We start from the raw sequence: 22,543 nt of genomic DNA, 5'->3' as shown, positions 1-22,543 counted from the left end.
CATCGAACTCCAAAAGATGGCGTCAGCTTAACTGTCTCGCCGGTCTGTCGTACAGGCTGTGTTTCGTCGCATACTGCGCGGCTTGAATTTCAATCGTTTTACGGAATGACCCGAATGAAACGTACGCCTCATCTGCTCGCCATCCAGTCCCACGTGGTGTTTGGCCACGCCGGCAACAGCGCTGCGGTTTTTCCGATGCAGCGCGTCGGGGTCAACGTCTGGCCGCTCAACACCGTGCAGTTCTCTAACCACACCCAGTATGGTCAGTGGGCCGGTGAAGTGCTGGCGCCGCAGCAGATTCCCGAACTGATCGAAGGCATCGCCGCGATTGGCGAGCTGGGCAACTGCGATGCGGTGCTGTCCGGCTATCTCGGCAGCGCCGCGCAGGGCCGGGCGATACTCAGCGGTGTGGCGCGGATCAAAGCAGTCAATCCGAAGATGTTGTATCTGTGTGACCCGGTCATGGGTCATCCAGAGAAGGGTTGCAGCGTGCCCACCGAGGTCAGTGATTTCCTGCTCAATGAAGCGGCCGCCGTGGCGGACATCATGTGCCCGAACCAGTTGGAGCTGGACAGTTTTTCCGGGCGCAAGCCGCAGTCGCTGTTTGATTGCCTTGCCATGGCGCGGGCGCTGCTGGCGCGCGGGCCGAAAGCAGTGCTGGTCAAGCATCTGGATTACCCGGGCAAACCGGCCGATGGTTTCGAGATGCTGCTGGTGACGGCTGAGGGCAGCTGGCATCTGCGCCGTCCATTACTGGCGTTTCCGCGTCAGCCGGTGGGCGTGGGCGATCTGACATCCGGCCTGTTCCTGGCGCGGGTACTGCTGGGCGACAGCCTGCTCGCAGCCTTCGAATTCACCGCAGCGGCGGTGCATGAGGTGTTGCTGGAAACCCAAGCGTGCGCCAGTTATGAGCTGCAACTGGTGCGGGCGCAGGACCGGATTGCCCATCCGCGGGTGAAGTTCGAGGCGACAGCGATCAGTCTCTAAGAGCTAGTCGTCTGTATTCGCGAGCAGGCTCGCTCCCACAGGAAGAATGCATTCCCAATGTGGGAGCGAGCCTGCTCGCGAAAGCGATCAATCGAGCGCTCTCCATTTCAAGCGTCGCCCTTGATCTCCTGATAACGCTTCTCCAGCTCCTGACGAATCTGCCGACGCTGTTGCGCCTGCATGAAGCGGCGCTTGTCTTCGCTGTTCTGCGGTTGCAGCGGCGGTACGGCGGCCGGTTTGCGCTGGTCGTCCACGGCGACCATGGTGAAGAAGCAGCTGTTGGTATGGCGCACCGAGCGTTCGCGGATGTTTTCCGTGACCACTTTGATGCCGACTTCCATCGACGTGTTGCCGGTGTAGTTGACCGAGGCGAGGAAGGTCACCAGTTCGCCGACATGAATCGGCTCGCGGAAAATCACCTGATCAACCGACAGTGTCACCACGTAGCGCCCGGCATAACGGCTGGCGCAGGCGTAGGCCACTTCGTCGAGGTATTTGAGCAGGGTGCCGCCGTGGACATTGCCAGAGAAGTTGGCCATGTCGGGGGTCATCAGTACCGTCATCGACAGCTGGGCGTTTCCGGGTTCCATAACGTTCTCACGGGTCAAGGCTGATGGCTGGAAGCGCCTCTGCGGGCGCTTGGTGGCTTTTCAGAAAGCACCGTTATCGGGACGCCGGGCAACGGGCCGCCGTCACGCCGGTAGCGATCTGTTTCCATATATTGCACCGGCTTCCAGAGCGAAGTCGCGGTGTTAACCTGCAAAAGCCCTGCCCAAGGGCAATTCCCACATCTAAAGCGGATTTTTAACCTGCTCGCGCGGACTTTTCTGACGTCTGCCTGCGACTGTCGTGATCAAGGAGCCCACGCCATGCATGCCATCAGTTTTATTCAGGATCTGGCAGTGATCATGCTGGTCGCAGGTGTGGTCACCGTGCTGTTCCACCGTTTCAAGCAACCGGTGGTGCTCGGCTACATCGTCGCCGGGTTCATCATCGGCCCGCACACACCACCGTTCGGCCTGATCCACGACGAAGAAACCATCAAGACCCTGGCCGAACTCGGGGTGATTTTCCTGATGTTCTGTCTCGGTCTGGAGTTCAGCCTGCGCAAGTTGTTCAAGGTCGGGGCTACGGCGTTTATTGCCGCGTTCCTCGAAATCATTTTGATGATCTGGATCGGCTACGAGATTGGCCGCTGGTTCGACTGGAACACCATGGATTCGCTGTTCCTAGGCGCGATTCTGGCGATTTCCTCAACCACCATCATCGTCAAAGCCCTCAACGATCTGAAGATGAAGAACGAGCGTTTCGCGCAGTTGATCTTCGGGGTATTGATTGTCGAGGACATCCTCGGCATCGGCATCATTGCGCTGCTGTCGAGCATCGCGGTCAGCGGCACGGTGAGCTCGGGCGAAGTGTTCTCCACGGTCGGCAAGCTGTCGCTGTTCATGATCGTCGCGCTGGTCATCGGCATCCTCCTGGTGCCGCGTCTGTTGGCGTATGTAGCGAAATTCGACAGCAACGAGATGCTGCTGATCACTGTGCTTGGCTTGTGTTTCGGCTTCTGCCTGCTGGTGGTCAAGCTCGAATACAGCATGGTCCTCGGCGCCTTCCTGATCGGCGCGATCATGGCCGAGTCGCGACAGCTGCTGAAAATCGAGCGACTGGTCGAGCCGGTTCGTGACTTGTTCAGTGCGATCTTTTTCGTCGCGATCGGGCTGATGCTCGACCCGCTGATTCTCATCGAATACGCCTGGCCGATTGCGGTGATCACCGTCGCCGTGGTGCTGGGCAAGATGTTGTCCTGCGGCCTCGGAGCATTTATCGCTGGCAACGACGGACGAACCTCGCTGCGGGTCGGCATGGGCCTGTCACAGATTGGCGAATTTTCCTTCATCATCGCCGCGCTGGGCATGACCTTGCAGGTGACCAGCAACTTCCTCTATCCGGTTGCGGTGGCCGTGTCGGTGATCACCACGCTGCTGACGCCGTACTTGATTCGCGCGGCGGATCCGCTGTCGATTAAGCTCTCGGCAGCCGTGCCCAAGCGTCTCGGCCGGGTGCTCGGCATGTATGGCGAATGGTTGCGCAGCATTCAGCCGCAAGGCGAGGGCGCGATGCTGGCGTCGATGATCCGGCGGATTCTGTTGCAGGTCGGGGTCAATCTGGCGCTGGTGATTGCGATCTTCTTCGCCGGCGCGTATTTCGCCGAGCGCATGTCGTTGTGGCTGCAGGACTGGATCAGCGATCCGAGCTGGCAGAAGGCGTTGATCTGGGGCGGGGCGCTGTTGGTTTCGCTGCCATTCCTGATCGCGGCATATCGCAAGCTCAAAGCGCTGTCGATGCTACTGGCGGAGATGGGCGTCAAGCCGGAGATGGCCGGGCGTCACACGCAGCGAGTGCGCCGGGTGATCGCCGAAGTGATCCCGATTCTCTCGCTGCTGGTGATTTTCCTGCTGTTGGCGGCGTTGTCGGCCAGTATCCTGCCGACCAACAAGCTGCTGGTGCTGATCGCCGTAGTCGCCGCTGCGGTAGCGGCGCTGCTCTGGCGCTGGTTCATCCGCGTGCACACGCGCATGCAGGTGGCCCTGCTGGAAACCCTCGACAACCACAACGAGTCGTCGGGGCACTGACCACCCGGGGCGTCTGGCGGATCAGCTCTCCAGCCAGACGTCCCGCGCCCAGTGCCATACCGATTCCCAGGTTTCCTCGGCGATCAATTCTTCTTCGGCCTGCCACAGCACCACGGTGCCATCTTCTTCGACACAGTAGTAGTCGTCACCGTCCTGACAGATCGGGATCAAGCTGCGATCAACGCCTACATCCCACGCATTGGCCGCGACGTCCGGCAAATAGGTGTGTGACTGCGGGTCGGTGACCGTCACGGGTTCGAGGCTGCCATAGACCACATCGCTGACGGTCAGCAAAAATTCCTTGAAGACAAACGGAATGTCGATGAAGAGTTGTTCTTCGATTTCCACCAGCAGGTCTTCGTCAGGCAGTTCCAAAGGAACCGGCACGGGTTCGTTGGCTTCGCGCAGTTGTTCGATAATTTCTTCCACGTCCGGGATCCTCTTGCTTGAATGGCGCGGTTTATATGGGCCGGTTTATACAGTAGCTCGCTACAGATGCAACCGTGAAATGAAAAACCCCGGCCGGGGCCGGGGTTCTGTTACCGCAAGTGAAGCGCAGCAGGGATCAGCCGTTCTGGCGGATACCGGCGACCAGCCAAGGCTGGTTGTCGCCCTGCGGACGTTCCATGTTCCAGCTTTCGCTGAACACTTCGCCCTGGTCGAAACGCGAGGTTTTCGACACGCCGGTGAAGGTCAGGGTGGCGATGGTCTTGTCGGCACGATCGTCGACGCCGTCCAGCTGCACCTGCAGATTGTCGATGTAGGTCGACTGGAAGCCGTCGCCCAGATCGGCACGCTCACGCTTGAGGAACTCGAGCATTTGCGGGGTCACGAACTCGGCGATCTTGTTCATTTCGTTGGCGTCCCAGTGCTGCTGCAGCGACTGGAAGTGGCTGCGTGCGGCTTCAAGGAAGCGCTCTTCGTTGAACCAGGCCGGTGCGTTGATCACCGGACGGGCGGCAGCCGGAGCAGCCGAACCACCGAAGATCGAACCCATGGCGGCTGGCTTCTGCTCGAACACTTCACGCTGCATCGGCGCGCCGGCCGGAGCGAATTGCTCCTGCTGCTTGCGACGACGGGCGGCAATGAAGCGGAAGATCACGAACGCGATCAGGGCCATGATCAGGATGTCGAAGATTTGCATGCCCTGGAAGCCGTCGCCCATGAACATCGACGCGAGCAAGCCACCGGCGGCGATGCCCGCCAGAGGGCCGAGCCAGCGCGAAGCACCGCCGGCCTTGGCCGCGGCGCCAGCAGCACCGGCAGCGCCAGCGGTCGCTGCTGCACCGCCCACGCCTGGAGAAGAAGGAGCCATCTGGCTGGTCTGGTGCGTCGGCGCAGCGCCGGCGCTTTTGCCACCACCAAAGCGCTTGGCGTTGGCGTCGAGGCTCATCGTCAGGCCGATGCACAACGCCATGGCGATGCTAAGAAAACGTTTCATAAAGGGTATTCCCGTTTTGTGGAGACACGCGCGCCATGTTGCACAGCTGAAGTGTTACTGGCTAGCGAGAGAGTGTTTCGGGCTTTTGCCTGACAGGTTGCGTTCAGCTTGGCGAGGCAATCAGCCGATGTACTTTTGTCTGTAGGAAAAGGCGATAGGTTCAGAGGGATTGTGGGTCAGAACACCGAACTCTGTGGGAGCGAGCCTGCTCGCGAAAGCTGCACCGCGGTGTATCAGATCAACCGCGTTGATTTCATTCGCGAGCAGGCGCGCTCCCACAAAAAAACAAACCGGGGTCAGATGGCTTCCAGCTTGGCATAGCCGAGCATCAGCCATTTGCTGCCTTCGCTGAAGTTCACCTGGACTCGGGCCTGGGCGCCGGAACCTTCGAAGTTGAGGATCACCCCTTCGCCGAAGATCGAATGACGTACGGCCTGACCCAGCACAAAACCGGTTTCCGGTATCTCGCTGCCGCTGAACAGATTGCTGCCGCTCATCGACTGGTTGCCGCCGAACGGTCGGCTGACGCTATTGGACAGACGCACTTCCTGAATCAGGCCCTTCGGCACCTCGCGTACGAAACGCGACACCTTGTTGTAGGTTTCGCTGCCGTACAGACGCCGGGTTTCCGCGTAGGTCATCACCAGATTCTGCATGGCCCGAGTGATACCGACGTAGGCCAGACGCCGTTCTTCTTCAAGACGCCCGGGCTCTTCCAGGCTCATCTTGTGCGGGAACAGGCCTTCTTCCATGCCCACCAGGAACACGTAAGGGAATTCCAGACCTTTGGCGCTGTGCAGGGTCATCAGCTGAACGCTGTCTTCGTGCTCGTCGGCCTGAGTGTCGCCGGCCTCCAGCGATGCGTGGCCGAGGAATGCCGCCAGTGGCGTCAGCTCTTCGTCCTCTTCGGTGTTCTCGAAGTTGCGCGCGGCGCTGACCAGTTCCTCAAGGTTTTCCACTCGAGCCTGACCTTTTTCACCTTTTTCCGCTTCGTGATAGGCGATCAGGCCGGACTGCTCGATGACGGTTTGCGTCATCAGGTGCAGCGGCATCTCGGCGCACTTGGCGGCGAGGTTCTCGATCAGCTCGATGAATGCACCGAGCGCACTGGCGGCGCGGCCGGTCAGGCCTTTGTTGGCGACCAGTTGGCGCATCGCTTCCCACATCGATACATCGCTGTGTCGCGCGTGCTCGCGGATCGCTTCGACGGTTTTCTCGCCGATGCCACGGGCCGGCACGTTGATCACCCGTTCCAGCGCCGCATCGTTGCCTCGACCTTCAAGCAAGCGCAGGTAGGCCATGGCGTTCTTGATTTCCGCGCGTTCGAAGAAGCGCTGCCCGCCATAGATGCGGTACGGAATCCGCTCGCGCAGCAGGGCTTCTTCGAGCACTCGCGACTGGGCGTTGGAGCGGTACAGAATCGCGATATCGCTACGGGCCAGGCCGGTTTTCAGCGCACTTTCGATGGTTTCGACCACGTAGCGTGCTTCGTCGTGTTCGTTGAACGCCGCGTACAGGTTGATCGCTTCGCCGTCGCCGCCGTCGGTCCACAGCTCTTTGCCCAGGCGCCCGGTGTTGTTGGCGATCAAGGCGTTGGCGGCTTTGAGGATGCCGGCGGTGGAGCGGTAGTTCTGCTCCAGGCGAATCGTCTCGGAATCCGGAAAATCCGAAGAATACTGATGGATGTTTTCAATCTTCGCGCCGCGCCAGCCGTAAATCGACTGATCGTCGTCGCCCACCACCATCAGGCTGTCACCGCCCTTGCCGAGCAGGCGCAACCAGGCGTACTGCACGGCGTTGGTGTCCTGGAACTCGTCGACCAGAATATGGCGGAAACGCTTTTGATAGTGCGCCAGCAGGCCTGGATGATCACGCCACAGGTCGAGGGCGCGCAGCAGCAGCTCGGAGAAATCGATCACGCCGGCACGCAGGCACGCCGCCTCGTAGGCTTCGTAGATGCCGCGCATGGTGGCGAGGAACAGGTCGCCGCTGGCCTGAATGTGTTGCGGTCGCAGACCTTCGTCTTTCTGGCCGTTGATGAACCACTGCGCCTGACGCGCCGGCCAGCGTTGCTCATCCAGACCCAGTTCGCGGATCACCCGCTTGACCAGACGCTGCTGGTCATCGCTGTCGAGAATCTGAAAGGTCTGGCTCAGGCCCGCTTCCTGCCAGTGCGCCCGCAGCAAGCGGTGCGCGAGGCCGTGGAAGGTGCCGACCCACATGCCGGCCGGGTTGATGCCCAGCAACTGCTCGATGCGATGACGCATCTCGGCAGCGGCCTTGTTGGTGAAGGTCACCGACAGGATGGAGTGAGGCGAGGCGTTCTCGACCTGGATCAACCAGGCGATACGGTGCACCAGCACTCGGGTTTTACCGGAACCGGCGCCGGCCAGGACCAACTGACGGCCAACGGGGGCCGCTACGGCCTGGCGTTGGGCATCGTTGAGGGAGTTCAGCAGAAGGGAGAGATCATCGCGCATCGGCGCATTCTAGGGTGCGCCGCGGGCCCGGGCAAACCGCGCGTTGCATTAGCCGATGAAAGTGCTGCCGAGGACGACCGGTCGGTCATTGGCTGCAGGCTTCGGCCTGTCTCGCCTGGGGGGTGGCAGCGGGGCGTTGGCGGCGGAAATTTTCCCTGCAATTGTGATCGGCAGCAGTTTGGCAACGGGGTCGGCTTGTGTATGCTCCGTCCACGTTTCGGGCGCACGCCCTCCTTATAAGAACAAGAACGTTGCCCATGACCCTCAGCGCCGAACTGTCGGGGCCCTCCGTGGACCCTCGGGTGATCCGCAAGCACTATGCCGTCGAAATGGCGGTGGAGCGCACGCGTCTGCTGTATCAGGGCTCGTTGTTGCCCACGCTGTTCATGTTGATCAATGGTCTGGTCTGCGCCGCTTTGCTCTGGAGCCCGCAGCGCTACTTCGTGGTCAGCGTCTGGCTGGTGTGGCTGCTGTCGCTGGTCGCGTTGCGGGTGATCCAGGTGGCCGCGTTCGATTCGGCGATTCCCGATCGCCAGGCCCGGCCGATCTGGTTTCGCATGTTTCTGCTCGGTTCGACCATGACCGGTCTGACTTTGGCCGGTGCCGGCATCGCCCTCGTTCCCGCCGACAATTTCATTCAGCAAGCCTGGGTATTCGGCCTGATCGGCGCGGCAACGCTGTCGGCCAGTGTCGCCTACGCCGTGAGCCTGCCGGCGTTCCTGTCGTTTACCTTGCCCTGTCTGCTGCCAGCGATCGGCTACCTGTTCTGGGGCGGCGACGATCAGGCACGGGGCTGGGGCTGGCTGGGGTTGATCCTGCTCGGTTCGCTGAGCGTGGTCGCGTGGCAGGTCAATCGGCTGATCGATCGCGGTTTGCTCCGGCGTTTCCAGAACCAGCACCTGATCGAGCACCTTCAGCAAGCACAGGCGCGCAGCGAACAACTCAATCAGGAACTGGGCAAAGAGATCGAGCAGCGCCGCTGTGCCGAAGCCCGGTTGCGTGAAGCGCAGGTTGATCTCGAAGATCGCGTGGCCCAGCGCAGCCGCGAACTGGATGCAGCCAACCAGGCCTTGAGCAAAAGCGAAGCGCGGTTGGCGCTGGCACTGAAGGCCAGTGAGCTCGGCTTATGGGACTGGAATCTGCAGACCGACGAAGTCCACCACACGCAGGTTCAGGAACTGTTCGGCCTCGCCCCGGAATACGTGACTGCGCTGCTGCGCGATCTGAAACCGCGACTGCACCCCGAAGACGTGCCGTCACTGCAGTTCGCCCTGGTCGAACATTTGAAGGGGCGCACCGAGGATTATCAGGTTGAATATCGCTTGCGCCACGGCGACGGCCACTGGGTGTGGATCGAGGACCGCGGCCGCGCCGTCGAGCGCAGCGCCAGCGGCCGGGTGATCCGCATGGTCGGTACCCGCCGCGATATCAGCGCCGGCAAAAGCCTCGAAGAGCAGCAACGGCTGGCGGCGACGGTGTTCGAGGCGGCCAGCGAAGGCATCGTGATTCTCGATCCTGACTACGCGTTGATTGCGATCAATCAGGCTTTCAGCCGGGTTACCGGTTACGAGATCGACGACATGCTCGGGCGCAACGTTGTCGAGTTGCCGTGCAGCCGCGATGCCCGTCGTCACTACGTGGCGATCCGGCATGCGCTGGAGCAGCACGGCAGCTGGCAGGGCGAACTGGTGGAAACCCGCAAGAACGGCGAGTTGTACCCGCAATGGTTGCAGCTCAATGCGGTGCGCGACAGCCGCGGCAATGTCAGCCATATCGTTGGTTTCTTTGCCGATCTCTCGGCGCGGCGGGCGTCGGAAGAACGCCTGCGCTATCTGACCCATTACGACGAGCTCACCGGTCTGGCCAACCGCTCGCTGTTCCGCGAGCGCCTGCATGAAGCCCATCAGCGGGTTCGCCAGGGCGGGCGCCGCAGTCTGGCGTTGCTGCACATCAATCTGGATCGTTTCAAATTGCTCAATGACAGCCTTGGTCATGAAGTCGCCGATCAGTTGCTGCAGAAGATGGCGCGCCGGCTGGTCAATGCCTTGCCGGAGGCCGACACCATTGCGCGCTTGTCGGGAGACGAGTTTGCCGCGCTGTTCGATGCCTACGGCAATCTGTCGAGCCTGGCCCGGGTGGCGACACGGTTGTCGGCCAAGCTGCGTTTGCCGCTGAGTGTTGACGGGCATGAGCTGGTGGTGAGCGCCTCGATGGGCATCAGTCTGTTGCCCGACAACGCGCGGGAGATCTCGACGCTGGTCAGCCAGTCGAACATGGCCATGCAACATGCCAAACATCTGGGCGGCAACAACTTCCAGTTCTACACCGACAGCCTGCAAGCCAGCACCCTTGAGCGGTTGCAACTGGAGAACCACTTGCGCCGAGCCATTGAAGAACGGCAACTGACGGTGTTCTACCAACCGAAACTGTGCCTGCAAAGCGGTCGTTTGAATGCTGCCGAGGCGCTGGTGCGCTGGGATCATCCGAGCATGGGCCAGGTGCCACCGGCGGATTTCATCGGCCTTGCCGAAGAGACCGGGCTGATCGGCCCGATCGGCGAATTCGTCCTGCGTCAGGCGTGCTGGCAAGCGTGCGAATGGCAGCGTCAGGGCCTGGCGCCGATCCGCGTGTCGGTGAACCTGTCGGTGCATCAGCTGCGCCAGGGCAAACTGGTCAGCCTGGTTCGGCAGGTGCTGGAAGAAACCGGGCTGGCGCCGCACTGCCTTGAGCTCGAGCTGACCGAAAGCCATTTGCTCGACAGCGTCGAACACATCATTGCGACGTTCCAGCAACTGCGTGATCTGGGGGTGAAACTGGCGATTGATGATTTCGGTACCGGTTATTCGTCTTTGAGTTATCTCAAGCGTATTCCGGTGGATTACGTGAAGATCGATCAGGCGTTCATTCGCGGCTTGAGCGCGGGCAGTGCGGACGCCGCGATCACTCGCGCGATCATCGCCATGGCGCACGGGCTGGCCCTGAAAGTCGTGGCCGAGGGCGTCGAGCGGCAGGATCAGCTGGAATTTCTGCGCGTCGAGCGCTGCGACGAGGTGCAGGGATACCTGATCAGCCGGCCAGTGGACGCTGCCCGTCTGGCCGGGCTTTTGCGCGATCAGGAAAATCCGCAGTAAGGGCTACATGCACCTCAGCAGGCCTGATACAGGGACATTGAGTTACGCATTGAGCAGGCAAAATGCCCATTCATGTAGTATAACTACAAGCTTGCTACATCCTTGCCCACAAGAAGAGTCCAGCCCCTTGAATCTGCTGCAACACATCGCCCAGTCACGTCACCTGTTACGCAAGTCGGAGCTCAAGGTCGCCGACCACGTGCTGCTTGACCCTGCGGCAGTGATGCACAGTTCCATGGCCGACCTTGCTCACAGCGTCGGCATCAGCGAGCCGACCATCGTGCGCTTCTGCCGCGCCATCGGTTGTTCCGGCTTTCAAGATCTCAAATTGAAATTGGCTCAGAGTCTGGCCGCCGGTGCCAGCTTCGGTCAGTTCGCCATCCACGAAGACGACTCCGTCGCCGACTACAGCCTGAAGATTTTCGACACCACGCTGCACACCTTGATGGAAGTGCGCGAGAAACTCGACCCGGTGGAGTTGCAACGTGCAGTCACGCTGATGTCCCAGGCGCAACGCGTCGAGTTCTACGGTTTCGGTGCCTCGGGCGCGGTGGCGGCGGATGCGCAGCACAAGTTCTTCCGCTTGCTGCTGACCGCAGCGGCGTATTCCGATCCGCACATGCAGGCGATGTCGGCGGTAACGCTGAAGCCCACCGACGTGGCGATCTGTATTTCCCAGTCGGGGCGTTCCAAGGATCTGCTGATCACCGCCAACCTCGTTCGCGAGAGCGGGGCGTCGCTGATCACCTTGTGTCCGAGTCAGACGCCATTGGCGGAGTTGTCGACGGTGAACCTGGCGATCGATGTGCACGAAGACACCGAAATCTATACACCGCTGACCTCGCGCATCGCTCACCTGGTGGTGATCGACGTGCTGGCGATGGGCGTGGCCATGGCCCGCGGACCGAGCCTGGTCAATCACCTCAAGAGCGTGAAGCGCAGTCTGCGCAGTCTCCGCTTGTCGCCCAAGGCTGTGAAAGCGCTGGACGACTAAATCCAAGGTCGGCCGACCTCTTCGCGAGCAGGCTCGCTCCCACAGAGTTCTGCTGTAAACACAAATTCTGCGTCTGCCGGAGCTCAAAATGTGGGAGCCAGCCTGCTCGCGAAGGCGCACCTGTGAACACCGCACATTTGAAATTTTCATCACTCTGTAACCCTGACGCAGCCAAACCGTCATCCCCCACGCCTATCGTGAAACTCCCGTACTCGCCTTGGGAGAATCGAAATGGCTCAGCCCTACGAAGAACGCAACAGCGCCGCGAAAACCCGTCGTCAGCAGGAAGATCAGCGCCGCATGGAATTCCGCCGCGCGATTGAAGATCGCTTCGAACTCCGCCAGCTTCAAGCCGAGATCGGCGATTTTCCCGAGATCACTCACTGGCAGGCAGCGCCCGCAGCTTCCCGTCGAAACGCTCAACCAGCGCAATAATCTGCGCCCGCTCGCTGCGGATAAATGCCAGGAACGCATGCGCAACCGGTGACAACCGTTTGGCTTTGGCTTGCACCAGACACCAACTGCGCATCAGCGGCAACTCTTCGACCGGCAGCTCGACCAGGCCGCCGGTCGCCAGCTCCAGGTTCAGGGCGTGGCGCGTCAACAGCGCCAGGCCCAGACCCGCCAGCACGCATTCGCGCTGAGCTTCGGCGGACGCCACTTCCTGGGTCTGGGTGAAGTGCACGCGCTTTTCCTTGAAGTATTCCTCGCAGGCCAGGCGCGTACCCGAGCCCGGCTCGCGGATCAGCAGCGTGTACGGTTCCAGATCCTGCAAGCGCAGCGGGCCGGTGTGCGCCAGCGGATGATCCGGGCGTGCCACGGCGACGATCGGATTGTTGAGAAACGGTAGAAATTCCAGGCCCATGTCCTGTGGCACCATCGCCATGATCACCAGATCATCGCGGTTGTCCGAGAGGCGGCGGATGACCTGGCCACGGTTGACCACGGTCAGCTGCAAATTGACTTCCGGATGCTGGCGCTTGAACGCGGCGAACAGGTGCGGTACGAAATATTTGGCACTGGACTCCACCGCCAGTTTCAACTGACCCTGCAGCGACCCCTGCATGTCCGACAGCTGCATATCGAGGTTTTCCAGCCGTCCGAAAATGTCGCGGCTGGCGCGCTGAAGCGCTTCCGCCGCCTCGGTCATATAGAGTTTTTTACCGACATAATCGAACAACGGCTGGCCAATCAGCTCTTCGAGCTGACGAATCTGTAGGCTTACGGCCGGTTGTGTGAGAGACATTTCCTCCGCTGCGCGGCTGTAGGAACGTAAATCGCACACCTCATTGAAGATCTGCAATTGACGCAATGTCATACGCATCAATGACTTACGCATAGGTTCGGGCTCGGTCGGCGGGCAGATGTTCCAACTATAAGTGTTTACTTATGCCTGACCCAATTTTTATTCATTTTTGTTAATCCCTTGGCAGCGCTAGTGTGGTCCTGCGACCGAATTGAAACATTTGGTCACGCGTCGACCTGGGTCTAGCAGGTCGTGGTGCCACCGGCTCAAGGGAACCTCCAAGTGATAAAAAAGATCCTGATCGCCAACCGTGGTGAGATTGCCGTACGAATCGTGCGAGCCTGCGCCGAAATGGGCATTCGCTCGGTTGCGATTTTCTCCGACGCCGATCGCCATGCGTTGCATGTGAAGCGTGCGGACGAGGCCCACAGCGTCGGAGCCGAGCCGCTGGCCGGCTACCTGAACCCGCGCAAGCTGGTGAACCTGGCGGTGGAAACCGGCTGTGATGCGCTGCACCCCGGCTACGGTTTCCTTTCGGAAAACGCCGAGCTGGCGGAAATCTGCGCCGAGCGCGGTATCAAATTCATTGGCCCGTCGGCGGAAGTCATCCGGCGCATGGGCGACAAGACCGAAGCGCGGCGCAGCATGATCAAGGCCGGCGTACCGGTGACGCCCGGCACCGACGGCAATGTCTCCGGCATCGAAGAAGCCCTGGTCGAAGGTGACCGCATCGGCTATCCGGTGATGCTCAAGGCCACCTCCGGTGGTGGCGGGCGCGGTATCCGTCGCTGCAACAGCCGCGAAGAACTCGAACAGAACTTCCCCCGTGTCATATCCGAGGCCACCAAGGCGTTCGGTTCGGCGGAAGTGTTCCTGGAAAAATGCATCGTCAATCCCAAGCACATCGAAGCGCAGATCCTCGGCGACAGCTTCGGCAACGTCGTGCACCTGTTCGAGCGTGACTGCTCGATCCAGCGCCGCAACCAGAAGCTGATCGAGATCGCACCGAGCCCACAGCTGACCCCGGAGCAGCGCGCGTACATCGGCGACCTGTCGGTACGTGCGGCCAAGGCTGTGGGTTACGAGAACGCCGGCACCGTGGAGTTCCTGCTCGCCGAGGGCGAGGTGTACTTCATGGAGATGAACACGCGGGTTCAGGTGGAGCACACCATCACCGAAGAAATCACCGGCATCGACATCGTTCGCGAACAGATTCGCATCGCTTCCGGCCTGCCGCTATCGGTGAAGCAGGAAGACATTCAGCACCGTGGTTTCGCCTTGCAGTTCCGGATCAACGCCGAAGACCCGAAGAACAATTTTCTGCCGAGCTTCGGCAAGATCACCCGCTACTACGCTCCCGGCGGCCCGGGTGTGCGCACCGACACGGCGATCTATACCGGGTACACGATTCCACCGTTCTACGACTCGATGTGCCTGAAGCTGGTGGTCTGGGCGCTGACCTGGGAAGAAGCGATGGACCGGGGCCTGCGTGCCCTCGACGACATGCGCCTGCAGGGCGTGAAGACCACCGCCGCGTACTACCAGGAAATCCTGCGCAACCCGGAATTCCGTAGCGGCCAGTTCAATACCAGCTTCGTTGAAAGCCACCCGGAACTGACCAACTACTCGATCAAGCGCAAACCCGAAGAGCTGGCCCTGGCCATCGCCGCCGCCATCGCCGCCCACGCAGGCCTGTGAGGAATCAAGAATGAGCAAGAAGATCTTTGTCACCGACACCATCCTGCGCGACGCTCACCAATCGCTGCTCGCCACCCGCATGCGCACCGAAGACATGCTGCCGATCTGCGACAAGCTCGACAAGGTCGGCTACTGGTCGCTGGAATGCTGGGGCGGGGCGACGTTTGACGCCTGCGTACGTTTCCTCAAGGAAGACCCGTGGGAGCGCCTGCGCCAATTGCGCGCCGCACTGCCCAATACCCGTCTGCAAATGCTCCTGCGCGGGCAGAACCTGCTCGGCTATCGTCACTACAGCGATGACGTGGTCAAAGCCTTCGTCGCCAAGGCCGCGGTAAACGGTATCGACGTGTTCCGCATCTTCGATGCAATGAACGATGTGCGTAACCTGCGCGTCGCCATCGAAGCGGTGAAGGCTGCCGGCAAACATGCGCAAGGCACCATCGCCTACACCACCAGCCCGGTGCACACCATCGATGCTTTCGTTACCCAGGCCAAGCAAATGGAGTCCATGGGTTGCGATTCCGTAGCGATCAAGGACATGGCCGGTCTGCTGACACCGTACGCCACCGGTGAACTGGTGCGTGCTTTGAAAGCCGAACAGTCGCTGCCGGTGTTCATCCACTCCCACGATACTGCTGGCCTGGCCGCCATGTGCCAGCTCAAGGCGATCGAAAATGGTGCCGATCATATCGACACCGCAATCTCCAGCTTCGCCTCGGGCACCAGCCACCCGGGCACCGAGTCGATGGTCGCCGCGCTCAAAGGCACCGAATACGACACCGGCCTGAATCTGGAGCTGCTCCAGGAAATCGGCCTGTACTTCTATGCCGTGCGCAAGAAGTACCACCAGTTCGAAAGCGAATTCACCGCCGTCGACACTCGTGTGCAGGTCAACCAGGTGCCGGGCGGGATGATCTCCAACCTCGCCAACCAGTTGAAAGAGCAGGGCGCCCTGAACCGCATGGGCGAAGTGCTCGCAGAAATTCCGCGCGTACGTGAAGACCTCGGCTTCCCGCCGCTGGTGACCCCGACTTCACAGATCGTCGGCACCCAGGCGTTCTTCAACGTACTGGCCGGCGAGCGCTACAAGACCATCACCAACGAGGTGAAGCTGTATCTGCAGGGCGGCTACGGCAAGGCACCGGGCGTCGTGAATGAAAAACTCCGGCGTCAGGCGATCGGCAGCGAAGACGTCATCGACGTACGTCCGGCCGATCTGCTCAAGCCGGAAATGACCAAGCTGCGTGCCGATATCGGCGCACTGGCCAAGTCCGAAGAAGACGTACTGACCTTCGCCATGTTCCCGGACATCGGCCGCAAGTTCCTCGAAGAACGTGCCGCCGGCACCCTCACCCCGGAAGTGCTGCTGCCTATTCCGGAAGCGGGCGCCGTGGCCTCGGCGAGCGGCGAAGGCGTGCCGACCGAGTTTGTCATCGACGTCCACGGTGAAACCTATCGCGTCGACATCACCGGCGTCGGCGTCAAGGCCGAGGGCAAGCGCCACTTCTATCTGTCCATCGACGGCATGCCGGAAGAAGTGGTGTTCGAACCGCTCAATGAATTTGTCAGCGGCGGCAGCAGCAAACGCAAACAGGCCTCGGCGCCGGGCCATGTCAGCACCACCATGCCGGGCAACATCGTCGATGTGCTGGTCAAGGAGGGCGATACCGTCAAGGCAGGCCAGGCGGTACTGATCACCGAAGCGATGAAGATGGAGACCGAAGTCCAGGCTGCCATTGCCGGCAAAGTCACCGCGATCCATGTGGCCAAGGGCGACCGGGTCAACCCGGGCGAAATCCTTATCGAGATCGAAGGCTGAGATAACGGCCGCGATCCAACGCTTTAAACCTCGGGGGGGCATGTGCTCCCCTTTTTTTGCCTGTGATTTACCGCGATGACGAAGATCCCTTGTAGGAGTGAGCCTGCTCGCGATGGGGTCGTGTCAGTCAATGATTGCTCGTCTGACACACTGCTATCGCGAGCAGGCTCACTCCTACACAGGAACGCGCTCCGTCAGAACGCCATGCGCCATTGGCCCGCCACGCCATACGTTCGGCTGTCATTACCCAGTTCACCGGTTAAGCCCACGCCCAGCGTGTGCGCCGCCGACAGGCCAAGATCGAGCCCCGCATCCACCGACAGACTGTTCCGGTCCAGCGCCGCGCCGGTCACTTCGAAACGCTTGCCGCCCTTGCGCAGTTGCTGGTGGGTGTCGCTGTCGATGTCGCCGAAGGTATGTTTCCAGCCTGCGCTCAATCGCGGCGTCAGGCGCATGCCGTTATCCAGCGTGTTGACCTGCGCAAGCCGTAGACCGAAGGTGCTGCTGAAGTTGTCGCGGGTCTGCCCATAAACTTTCAGCGCTGCGTCGCCACCTTTCTCGTTATAGCTGTCGCGTTGATAACGTTGATAGCCGAGGCTGGCGTAGGGTTCGAGGGTTACGCTGTCGCGGCCCAAATTGAACCCGGCTTCGGCGAATGCCTGCTGAGTATTGGCGTCGTAGTTGCCCTTCAGACGATCGCTGAAACCCTTGAACGCGACCCGTCGTGTGCTGCTACCGTCATGGCTGGCGTAGGTGGCGCCGAGACGCAACGACAGTGGGCCGTCCTGACGCACGGCGTAGGCGCCCAAGTGCCAACTGTCGAGATCGCCGTCGTACTGGCGAGCATCCAGTTTCGTCTGTGATTTGCCGCCGAGCAGGCCGACGTGCCACTGCTCGTCGAGTCGCCAGTCAGCGCCCACGACCAGACCTTGCGTGGAGTGTTGGAGGATGCCGTCACCGTCCCGATCAACCTTGCCGCCGTTACCCAGCGCTTGAATCCACACCCGTCCGGAGTCTCCGCTGCCTGCGGCCTGACGAGGTGAACTGCGCGAGCCGTCAGTAGAGCCGGAACGGTTGTTCAGTTGGCGCATCGCCGAGAGCATGCTCGTACTGACCGGCGTGATACTGCTCAGCGTGGCTTTGGCGAGGTTGGCGTTGCTGCCGGCGGCAAGTTGATCAAGTGCGATCGGTGCGGTGGTTTTATCGCTGGTCAGCAGTGCGGCGACGGCCCTGTTGGTGCCGATATCGAAAGCTTGAGTGGAAGCCCCTCGATTATCCATGCTCTGCGCAATCGAACGAGCACTGCGCGTTCGGGCCAGTTGTTCGAACCCTACATCGTTGCGCACGTAGTGCAGCTTCACCGCGTTTGGCTCATAGGAGAGTGTTGGCATCATATAGGCCAGATTGGTGGTGACCTCACCGAACTCGCCATCGATGACGTTTGCAGACAACAGCCGATACTCATTGGTACGAGCGTAGTCGCCCGGTGCGCCATAAATCTCGACACGCGCACCTCCCAGGCTCGCGGTGCCCTGAACATGCACAGGATCTGAGCCGCGGTCGGCAGATACGGCGTAAGAAAACACAGCGTCCTCATGGAGCGTCAGATTGCCTTTGATATTGGGAGAGCCGTGTTGCTGGCTGGCAAGCAGGGTTCCTGCGACATACAGCCCCGTCACATGTCCATAACCGCCAAAAACCGCTCCCGGGTCGACATCGACACCATTGATCGATGCGTAGTTGATCAGCACGGCGTCGGCTTTGACGTCAGCATCGCCCTCGAAAGCGTGACGCAGGGTCCACTGTCCACGTGCGATACGCATGGCCGAGAAATTGCGCGTTTCACCGATCTCGCCGCCTTCTGCAGCATTGAACAGCAGCCCGTTCGCACCTTTGCCACCGTCCAGGCGACCGTCCCAACGGGCGCCCTTATTGATCACCAGCAGGTCATCTCCATCGCCCAGTTGCAGGGATACGCCGTCGATATTCTCGAGCGGGCTGGAGACAAAAGAGCGCTGCGTCGTGATCGCAAACATGTCGCGTTCAAACGGGTCGACGAGATCGAATTCCTCATCGCCGGTTTCCTCCACCACGAACTCTGGAAACTCCAGCCCTTCATAAAAGGCCGGACTGAAATCCTCGATCGCAACCGTCGCGCGTACGGCATCGACCGAAGGCGCGTCAGAGGCCTGCGCGGGCGACGGAGAAGTGTGCTCCAGCGGGCCGATGAATTCCTTGATCGCAAACAAGTCATCAGGATCCACTTTCGGCGTGGGTGTTTTCTTCTTTCGAGGCTTGGCGGTTTTGTCTTCGCTGATCTCTGCAGAAACCTGGACGTCAGGTAGCTGTTCGATGGACGCCTCGGCAGATCCGATCGTCAGCGCGATCGCCAAAGCGAGGTGATGGGGACGGTATTTGTGTAGGGCAGGCATCGAGTTTCAACCTCCATGTATGAAAGGCTCAACTCTATTGCTGCCTTGAAAAAAACGATGTCGGTCGGTTCCTGATGCTGTGCAGGCTACGTCGGATCGTCCTGTCGAAAATCCTCACGGGATTTCGCAAACGGAGCTTTTACGCAGCATCGCCGGTTCTTTTTCCTACGGCTTGATACTGGTGGCGCACTCTTATCGGGGTGATGTCAGGCGCTTACCTGCATTATTTTGCATGCACCTTATCAATGGCCAAGATAGAACTGCATTTTGTTGCAGAGATCCTGCAACTGAAACTCCGCGAATGCACTATATTGCATGTATCGAAAGTTTTTTTCTCGTTAAGCTGCATTTAAATGCATACGGAATCAACATGTATAACCTGACACTCCAGGTCTTCACCGCCGGGCAATGGCACGACGCGATGACTCTTGACTTCGATGATCCGGAAAAAGGCTTCGAAAGCCGCTGCAGTTTTGGCTATGAAGCGGGCTATCTGGTGGAAAACATCGAGTTGATCGGGTCGCCTTTTTCCCAAGCCGTGAGTGCCCTGTATCCGCTGGATTGGGAAGGTCGGCGCGCGAAGACACCAGCCTTTGTCCACGACATCGCACCGGCAGGCGCAGCCAAGCGGTTTCTCCTCGCCCGCCTGGGTCAGGAAAGACCCGCCGAGATCAGCGCCGATCTGTTTCTGCTGGGCCGCAGAACACCGGCTCCCATTGGCAACATGCGAATAAAGGAATCGGCGGAAGCAGTCGATGAGAGGAAGCCGATCGGATTCAAGCGCGAAGAGGTCATTAGCCGCGACAACCGCTTTCTTGAATATGCCTACGAGCTGGGCGCGGCCATCGGTGGCGCGACGGGGGCAGGTGGTGAAGCTCCGAAGCTATTACTGGCAGAGAACAGCGCCGGGCTTCTGTATCCCGACGCGGTATTGGACGATGAAGAAGTGCGACAGCACTGGTTCGTGAAATTCGCCAGAAACAGGGGCGGGCAGACCGATCAGGACATCCTGCGCAGCGAATTCCATTACTACAAAGCGCTGCAGACATTGGGCATCGAAACGGTCGCGGCAGAAGGCCTGGCCTTGGAAGAGGCGAACAAACCGAGTTTGTGGATGCGGCGTTTTGATCGACAAGTGGAAGATGGGGCGGTGTCGCGTTTTGCCGTCGAATCGATTTATTCGCTGGCTGAAGTGACGACGCCTGGCAGCGCCATGAATCATCTGGACGCGATCCGCATGCTCGCCGGGCTATGGCGCAAAGCGGGTCAGGCCAGCCAGATTCCCGGCCTCGTCGCCGATTACCTGCGTCGCGACCTGATCAATAAAATCCTCGGAAACTCCGATAACCACGGTCGTAACACGGCGATCATCCGGCAAGAGAACGCTTTCCAACTCGCGCCTATTTATGACCTCGCCCCGATGGTCATGGATGACGAAGGCGTGACGCGTACGACCAAATGGACAAAAGAGTTGGAGCGGGCGGGCGATGTCGATTGGCGAGGTGTCTGCCGCGTATTGGCCGATAGCGCAGATCCGCACGATTCGTTGGCGGGGCTGGATGCCTCTGCGCTGTTCGAAGGCCTGCGCGCGGATGCCCGCCGTCTGGCCGCACTGCCGGATATTCTTGCGGCCAGCGGTTTGCCCGCCAGAACCATGAATCACCCGAGCGTTCACCTGAAAAACCTCGAGCAACGTTTGAAAGAGTGGGACCTGCAATGAGTCTGACCGTCCTCGAGCGCACGGCGCTCATCGAAAGCATTCAGCAATCACTGGCCGAAGGCACTCTGGAAATCGGTGACGCCGTGCGCCGTTTACGGGTCGAAGTCACCGGTCTGCATCAGACCCAGTTTGCGAAAATGTGCAAGATTTCAGTGCGCACGCTGGTGCATATCGAACATGGCGAAGGCAACCAGACATTGAAGTCGCTGAACGCGGTGTTCCGCCCATTCGGCATGAAAATGGGTGTTGTGCGAATACGCCGGGACACCGTTTAAAACCTGCGCGACTGTTTAACCACGCCGCAAATACGCCTTGCCGTAATGCCGCTCCATCCTTGCCTGAATCAGCTCCAGCCCGATCGACATCAGCCAGTAGATGATCGCCGCCGTGGTGAGCATTTCAATGTAGCGATAGCTTGAGCGGCCGTAGGACTGGGCGAGAAACATCACTTCCCAGACGCCCATCACCGAGATCAGCGACGAGTCCTTGAGCATCGAGATGAACTGATTGGTGGTCGGCGGGATGATCGTGCGCATGGCCTGGGGCAGGGTGATGCGCCAGAAGATCACGCTTTCGCGCAGGCCCAGCGCCAGGGATGCTTCGCGTTGGCCGTGATCGACGCCGAGGATGCCGGCGCGGAAGATTTCGCTCAGGTAGGCGCCATAGTTCAGCGACAGGGCAATGATGCCGGCGACGATGGCGCCGGGGACGATGCCCAGTTGCGGCAGGCCGAGGTAGATCAGCAGGATCTGGATCAGCAACGGCGTGCCACGGAAGAACGAGGTGTAGAAACTGGCAATGCCAAACGCCACGGCGCTGTTGGACAGGCGCGCCAGCGCGGTGATGAAACCGAGCAGCGACGACGCGATGATCGAGCAGGCGCAGAGGAACAGCGTCAGCGCTGCGCCCTGCAGGAAGCCGTTCGGCGCTAGCTTCAGGCCAACGAGGTTGGGCAGCTTGTCGAGGATGATCGCGAACTTCAGGTCGAAGCTGAGGAAAAATCCGGCAAACAGACAGAACAGCGCAGCCCACGTCAGGTACAGGCGCGTACGGAACCCGAAAAGCTTTTGCAGGCGGGTTTCAGCCACCGGTTGCGGTGGCTGTGGCGGGGTTGGAAAAGAACTCATTGGCTGATGTCGGCGCCGATCCATTTCTGCGACAGCTTGCTCAGGGTGCCGTCCTGTTTCAGCTGGGCGAACACCTCGCGCACCCTGGCGTCCCACTGCGGGTCACCCTTTTCGATGGCCACCGAGTTCGGCTCCGAGTACAGCGGTTCGCCGGCCAGTTTGAAGCGCTGGTCCTGGTTCAAGCGCGGTTGTGCGGTGACCAGATTGGTGAGGATCGCATCCAGGCGCACGCCGGCGCCGAGACCCAGATCCTGAAAGGCGACGTTGTCGGTGTCGTACGGAGCGATCTGCACATCCTCGAACGGATACTGCAGCTGTGTATCCTCGGCGCCTTCGATGACCAGATTCTTGTTCAGATAACTTTCATAGCTGGAGGCGCTGGTCAGGCCGACTTTCTTGCCGCTCAGGTCCTTGGCGCTGTGGATCCGCTCATCCTTGGCATTGACCACGATCACTGCTGGCGAGGCGTAGTACTCGACCGGGAAATCGAACACTTCGGCGCGGGCCTTGCTCGGGGTCATCGAGCAGATGCAGATGTCGTAGCGCCCGCTCCAGCGGCCGGCGGCGATCACGTCCCAGGACGGCGTTTCCAGACGAAGTCTGACGCCGAGCTTATCCGCCACCGCTTTGGCAACGTCGACATCGAAACCGTCGAGTTGATTCTGTTCATTGAGGAACGAGAAGGGCGGATAACTCTCCATCAGCACGCCAACCAGTTCTTTTTTCTGCTCGACACGGTCCAGCGTCGCGCCGCCGAAGGCTTGGGTGGAGGCCAGAACGGTCAGGCCCAGGGCCAATAGCGGTTGGAATTTCACAGTCGCTTCCTGTTGAAAAA

At 60.4% G+C, this 22,543-nt stretch carries 17 protein-coding genes; 9 read left to right on the top strand and 8 right to left on the bottom strand.

Features of this window, described 5'->3' with window-relative positions:
* Positions 1-114: 114 nt before the first annotated feature.
* Positions 115-987 carry a pyridoxal kinase PdxY gene (gene pdxY / locus AEQ63_RS24455; RefSeq protein WP_064365171.1) on the top strand — a complete coding sequence of 291 codons (873 nt, stop codon included), beginning with the start codon at positions 115-117 and terminating at the stop codon, positions 985-987.
* A 107-nt stretch (positions 988-1,094) separates the two neighbouring features.
* Here the strand turns inward: pdxY and AEQ63_RS24450 are convergent, their stop codons facing one another.
* A complete protein-coding gene (locus tag AEQ63_RS24450; protein WP_016772447.1) occupies positions 1,095-1,577 on the bottom strand; it encodes an acyl-CoA thioesterase in 483 nt (160 codons plus the stop codon).
* A 279-nt stretch (positions 1,578-1,856) separates the two neighbouring features.
* Between AEQ63_RS24450 and AEQ63_RS24445 the strand changes: the two genes are divergently transcribed.
* A complete protein-coding gene (locus AEQ63_RS24445) occupies positions 1,857-3,620 on the top strand; it encodes a cation:proton antiporter (RefSeq protein WP_042608043.1) in 1,764 nt (587 codons plus the stop codon).
* A gap of 21 nt (positions 3,621-3,641) precedes the next feature.
* Here the strand turns inward: AEQ63_RS24445 and AEQ63_RS24440 are convergent, their stop codons facing one another.
* The 3 genes from AEQ63_RS24440 to uvrD all read right to left on the bottom strand — a co-directional run bounded on the left by AEQ63_RS24440 (position 3,642) and on the right by uvrD (position 7,541).
* Positions 3,642-4,049: an SMI1/KNR4 family protein gene (locus tag AEQ63_RS24440; protein WP_038359443.1), complete on the bottom strand. Its 408-nt coding sequence runs from the start codon at positions 4,047-4,049 to the stop codon at positions 3,642-3,644.
* A gap of 136 nt (positions 4,050-4,185) precedes the next feature.
* Positions 4,186-5,061 (bottom strand): Tim44 domain-containing protein, encoded by an 876-nt coding sequence (locus AEQ63_RS24435; protein ID WP_064365170.1) that lies wholly within the window; start codon positions 5,059-5,061, stop codon positions 4,186-4,188.
* Positions 5,062-5,357: 296 nt separating this feature from the next.
* Positions 5,358-7,541, bottom strand: coding sequence for a DNA helicase II (uvrD, locus tag AEQ63_RS24430; protein ID WP_064365169.1), 2,184 nt, complete (start codon positions 7,539-7,541; stop codon positions 5,358-5,360).
* 257 nt (positions 7,542-7,798) lie between these two features.
* On the opposite strand from uvrD, the gene AEQ63_RS24425 reads away from it, so the two are divergent.
* The 3 genes from AEQ63_RS24425 (at position 7,799) to AEQ63_RS27485 (ending at position 12,101) form a co-directional block, all read left to right on the top strand.
* Positions 7,799-10,672: a GGDEF domain-containing phosphodiesterase gene (locus AEQ63_RS24425; RefSeq protein ID WP_064365168.1), complete on the top strand. Its 2,874-nt coding sequence runs from the start codon at positions 7,799-7,801 to the stop codon at positions 10,670-10,672.
* A 127-nt stretch (positions 10,673-10,799) separates the two neighbouring features.
* Positions 10,800-11,666 carry a transcriptional regulator HexR gene (gene hexR, locus AEQ63_RS24420; RefSeq protein WP_007962240.1) on the top strand — a complete coding sequence of 289 codons (867 nt, stop codon included), beginning with the start codon at positions 10,800-10,802 and terminating at the stop codon, positions 11,664-11,666.
* Positions 11,667-11,897: 231 nt separating this feature from the next.
* Positions 11,898-12,101 (top strand): PA3496 family putative envelope integrity protein, encoded by a 204-nt coding sequence (locus AEQ63_RS27485; protein WP_080902479.1) that lies wholly within the window; start codon positions 11,898-11,900, stop codon positions 12,099-12,101.
* Here AEQ63_RS27485 and AEQ63_RS24410 read toward each other — a convergent pair.
* Positions 12,043-13,005: a LysR family transcriptional regulator gene (locus AEQ63_RS24410; RefSeq protein ID WP_064365166.1), complete on the bottom strand. Its 963-nt coding sequence runs from the start codon at positions 13,003-13,005 to the stop codon at positions 12,043-12,045. The two genes, AEQ63_RS27485 and AEQ63_RS24410, sit on opposite strands and share 59 nt — an antisense overlap.
* A gap of 189 nt (positions 13,006-13,194) precedes the next feature.
* Here AEQ63_RS24410 and AEQ63_RS24405 point away from each other — a divergent pair, with 189 nt between their 5' ends.
* Together AEQ63_RS24405 and oadA are read left to right on the top strand one after the other, a co-directional pair.
* Positions 13,195-14,610 carry an acetyl-CoA carboxylase biotin carboxylase subunit gene (locus AEQ63_RS24405; protein ID WP_064365165.1) on the top strand — a complete coding sequence of 472 codons (1,416 nt, stop codon included), beginning with the start codon at positions 13,195-13,197 and terminating at the stop codon, positions 14,608-14,610.
* 10 nt (positions 14,611-14,620) lie between these two features.
* Positions 14,621-16,429 (top strand): sodium-extruding oxaloacetate decarboxylase subunit alpha, encoded by a 1,809-nt coding sequence (gene oadA / locus AEQ63_RS24400; protein ID WP_042608049.1) that lies wholly within the window; start codon positions 14,621-14,623, stop codon positions 16,427-16,429.
* Between the two features lie 194 nt (positions 16,430-16,623).
* Here the strand turns inward: oadA and AEQ63_RS24395 are convergent, their stop codons facing one another.
* The gene (locus tag AEQ63_RS24395; protein ID WP_442965730.1) at positions 16,624-18,861 is read right to left on the bottom strand and encodes an autotransporter outer membrane beta-barrel domain-containing protein; all 2,238 of its coding nucleotides are present in this window, start codon (positions 18,859-18,861) and stop codon (positions 16,624-16,626) included.
* A 370-nt stretch (positions 18,862-19,231) separates the two neighbouring features.
* On the opposite strand from AEQ63_RS24395, the gene AEQ63_RS24390 reads away from it, so the two are divergent.
* Positions 19,232-20,581, top strand: a complete 1,350-nt coding sequence (locus tag AEQ63_RS24390; protein ID WP_064365164.1) for a HipA domain-containing protein — start codon at positions 19,232-19,234, stop codon at positions 20,579-20,581.
* Entirely contained in the window at positions 20,578-20,856 is a 279-nt protein-coding gene (locus tag AEQ63_RS24385; RefSeq protein ID WP_024014849.1) for a helix-turn-helix domain-containing protein, read from the top strand. The genes AEQ63_RS24390 and AEQ63_RS24385 overlap by 4 nt, the downstream gene beginning before the upstream one ends.
* Before the next feature lie 15 nt (positions 20,857-20,871).
* On the opposite strand, the gene AEQ63_RS24380 is transcribed toward AEQ63_RS24385, so the two are convergent.
* Together AEQ63_RS24380 and AEQ63_RS24375 are read right to left on the bottom strand one after the other, a co-directional pair.
* Positions 20,872-21,708 carry an amino acid ABC transporter permease gene (locus AEQ63_RS24380; RefSeq protein WP_064365163.1) on the bottom strand — a complete coding sequence of 279 codons (837 nt, stop codon included), beginning with the start codon at positions 21,706-21,708 and terminating at the stop codon, positions 20,872-20,874.
* Complete coding sequence (locus AEQ63_RS24375) at positions 21,705-22,523, bottom strand: ABC transporter substrate-binding protein (RefSeq protein ID WP_064365162.1); 819 nt, start codon at positions 22,521-22,523, stop codon at positions 21,705-21,707. The genes AEQ63_RS24380 and AEQ63_RS24375 overlap by 4 nt, the downstream gene beginning before the upstream one ends.
* Positions 22,524-22,543: the final 20 nt, after the last annotated feature.

This window comes from Pseudomonas sp. RIT-PI-o (assembly GCF_001297215.1).
GTDB lineage: Bacteria > Pseudomonadota > Gammaproteobacteria > Pseudomonadales > Pseudomonadaceae > Aquipseudomonas > Aquipseudomonas moraviensis_A.
This window is presented reverse-complemented; position numbering and strand designations above follow the sequence as displayed.

What these genes read in the sequence shown, in the direction of transcription:
- pdxY (WP_064365171.1), top strand. Translation starts at nt 115, where the DNA reads ATGAAACGTACGCCTCATCTGCTCGCCATCCAGTCCCACGTGGTGTTT.
- AEQ63_RS24450 (WP_016772447.1), bottom strand. Translation starts at nt 1,577, where the DNA reads ATGGAACCCGGAAACGCCCAGCTGTCGATGACGGTACTGATGACCCCC.
- AEQ63_RS24445 (WP_042608043.1), top strand. Translation starts at nt 1,857, where the DNA reads ATGCATGCCATCAGTTTTATTCAGGATCTGGCAGTGATCATGCTGGTC.
- AEQ63_RS24435 (WP_064365170.1), bottom strand. Translation starts at nt 5,061, where the DNA reads ATGAAACGTTTTCTTAGCATCGCCATGGCGTTGTGCATCGGCCTGACG.
- uvrD (WP_064365169.1), bottom strand. Translation starts at nt 7,541, where the DNA reads ATGCGCGATGATCTCTCCCTTCTGCTGAACTCCCTCAACGATGCCCAA.
- AEQ63_RS24425 (WP_064365168.1), top strand. Translation starts at nt 7,799, where the DNA reads ATGACCCTCAGCGCCGAACTGTCGGGGCCCTCCGTGGACCCTCGGGTG.
- AEQ63_RS27485 (WP_080902479.1), top strand. Translation starts at nt 11,898, where the DNA reads ATGGCTCAGCCCTACGAAGAACGCAACAGCGCCGCGAAAACCCGTCGT.
- AEQ63_RS24410 (WP_064365166.1), bottom strand. Translation starts at nt 13,005, where the DNA reads ATGCGTAAGTCATTGATGCGTATGACATTGCGTCAATTGCAGATCTTC.
- oadA (WP_042608049.1), top strand. Translation starts at nt 14,621, where the DNA reads ATGAGCAAGAAGATCTTTGTCACCGACACCATCCTGCGCGACGCTCAC.
- AEQ63_RS24395 (WP_442965730.1), bottom strand. Translation starts at nt 18,861, where the DNA reads ATGCCTGCCCTACACAAATACCGTCCCCATCACCTCGCTTTGGCGATC.
- AEQ63_RS24390 (WP_064365164.1), top strand. Translation starts at nt 19,232, where the DNA reads ATGTATAACCTGACACTCCAGGTCTTCACCGCCGGGCAATGGCACGAC.
- AEQ63_RS24385 (WP_024014849.1), top strand. Translation starts at nt 20,578, where the DNA reads ATGAGTCTGACCGTCCTCGAGCGCACGGCGCTCATCGAAAGCATTCAG.
- AEQ63_RS24380 (WP_064365163.1), bottom strand. Translation starts at nt 21,708, where the DNA reads ATGAGTTCTTTTCCAACCCCGCCACAGCCACCGCAACCGGTGGCTGAA.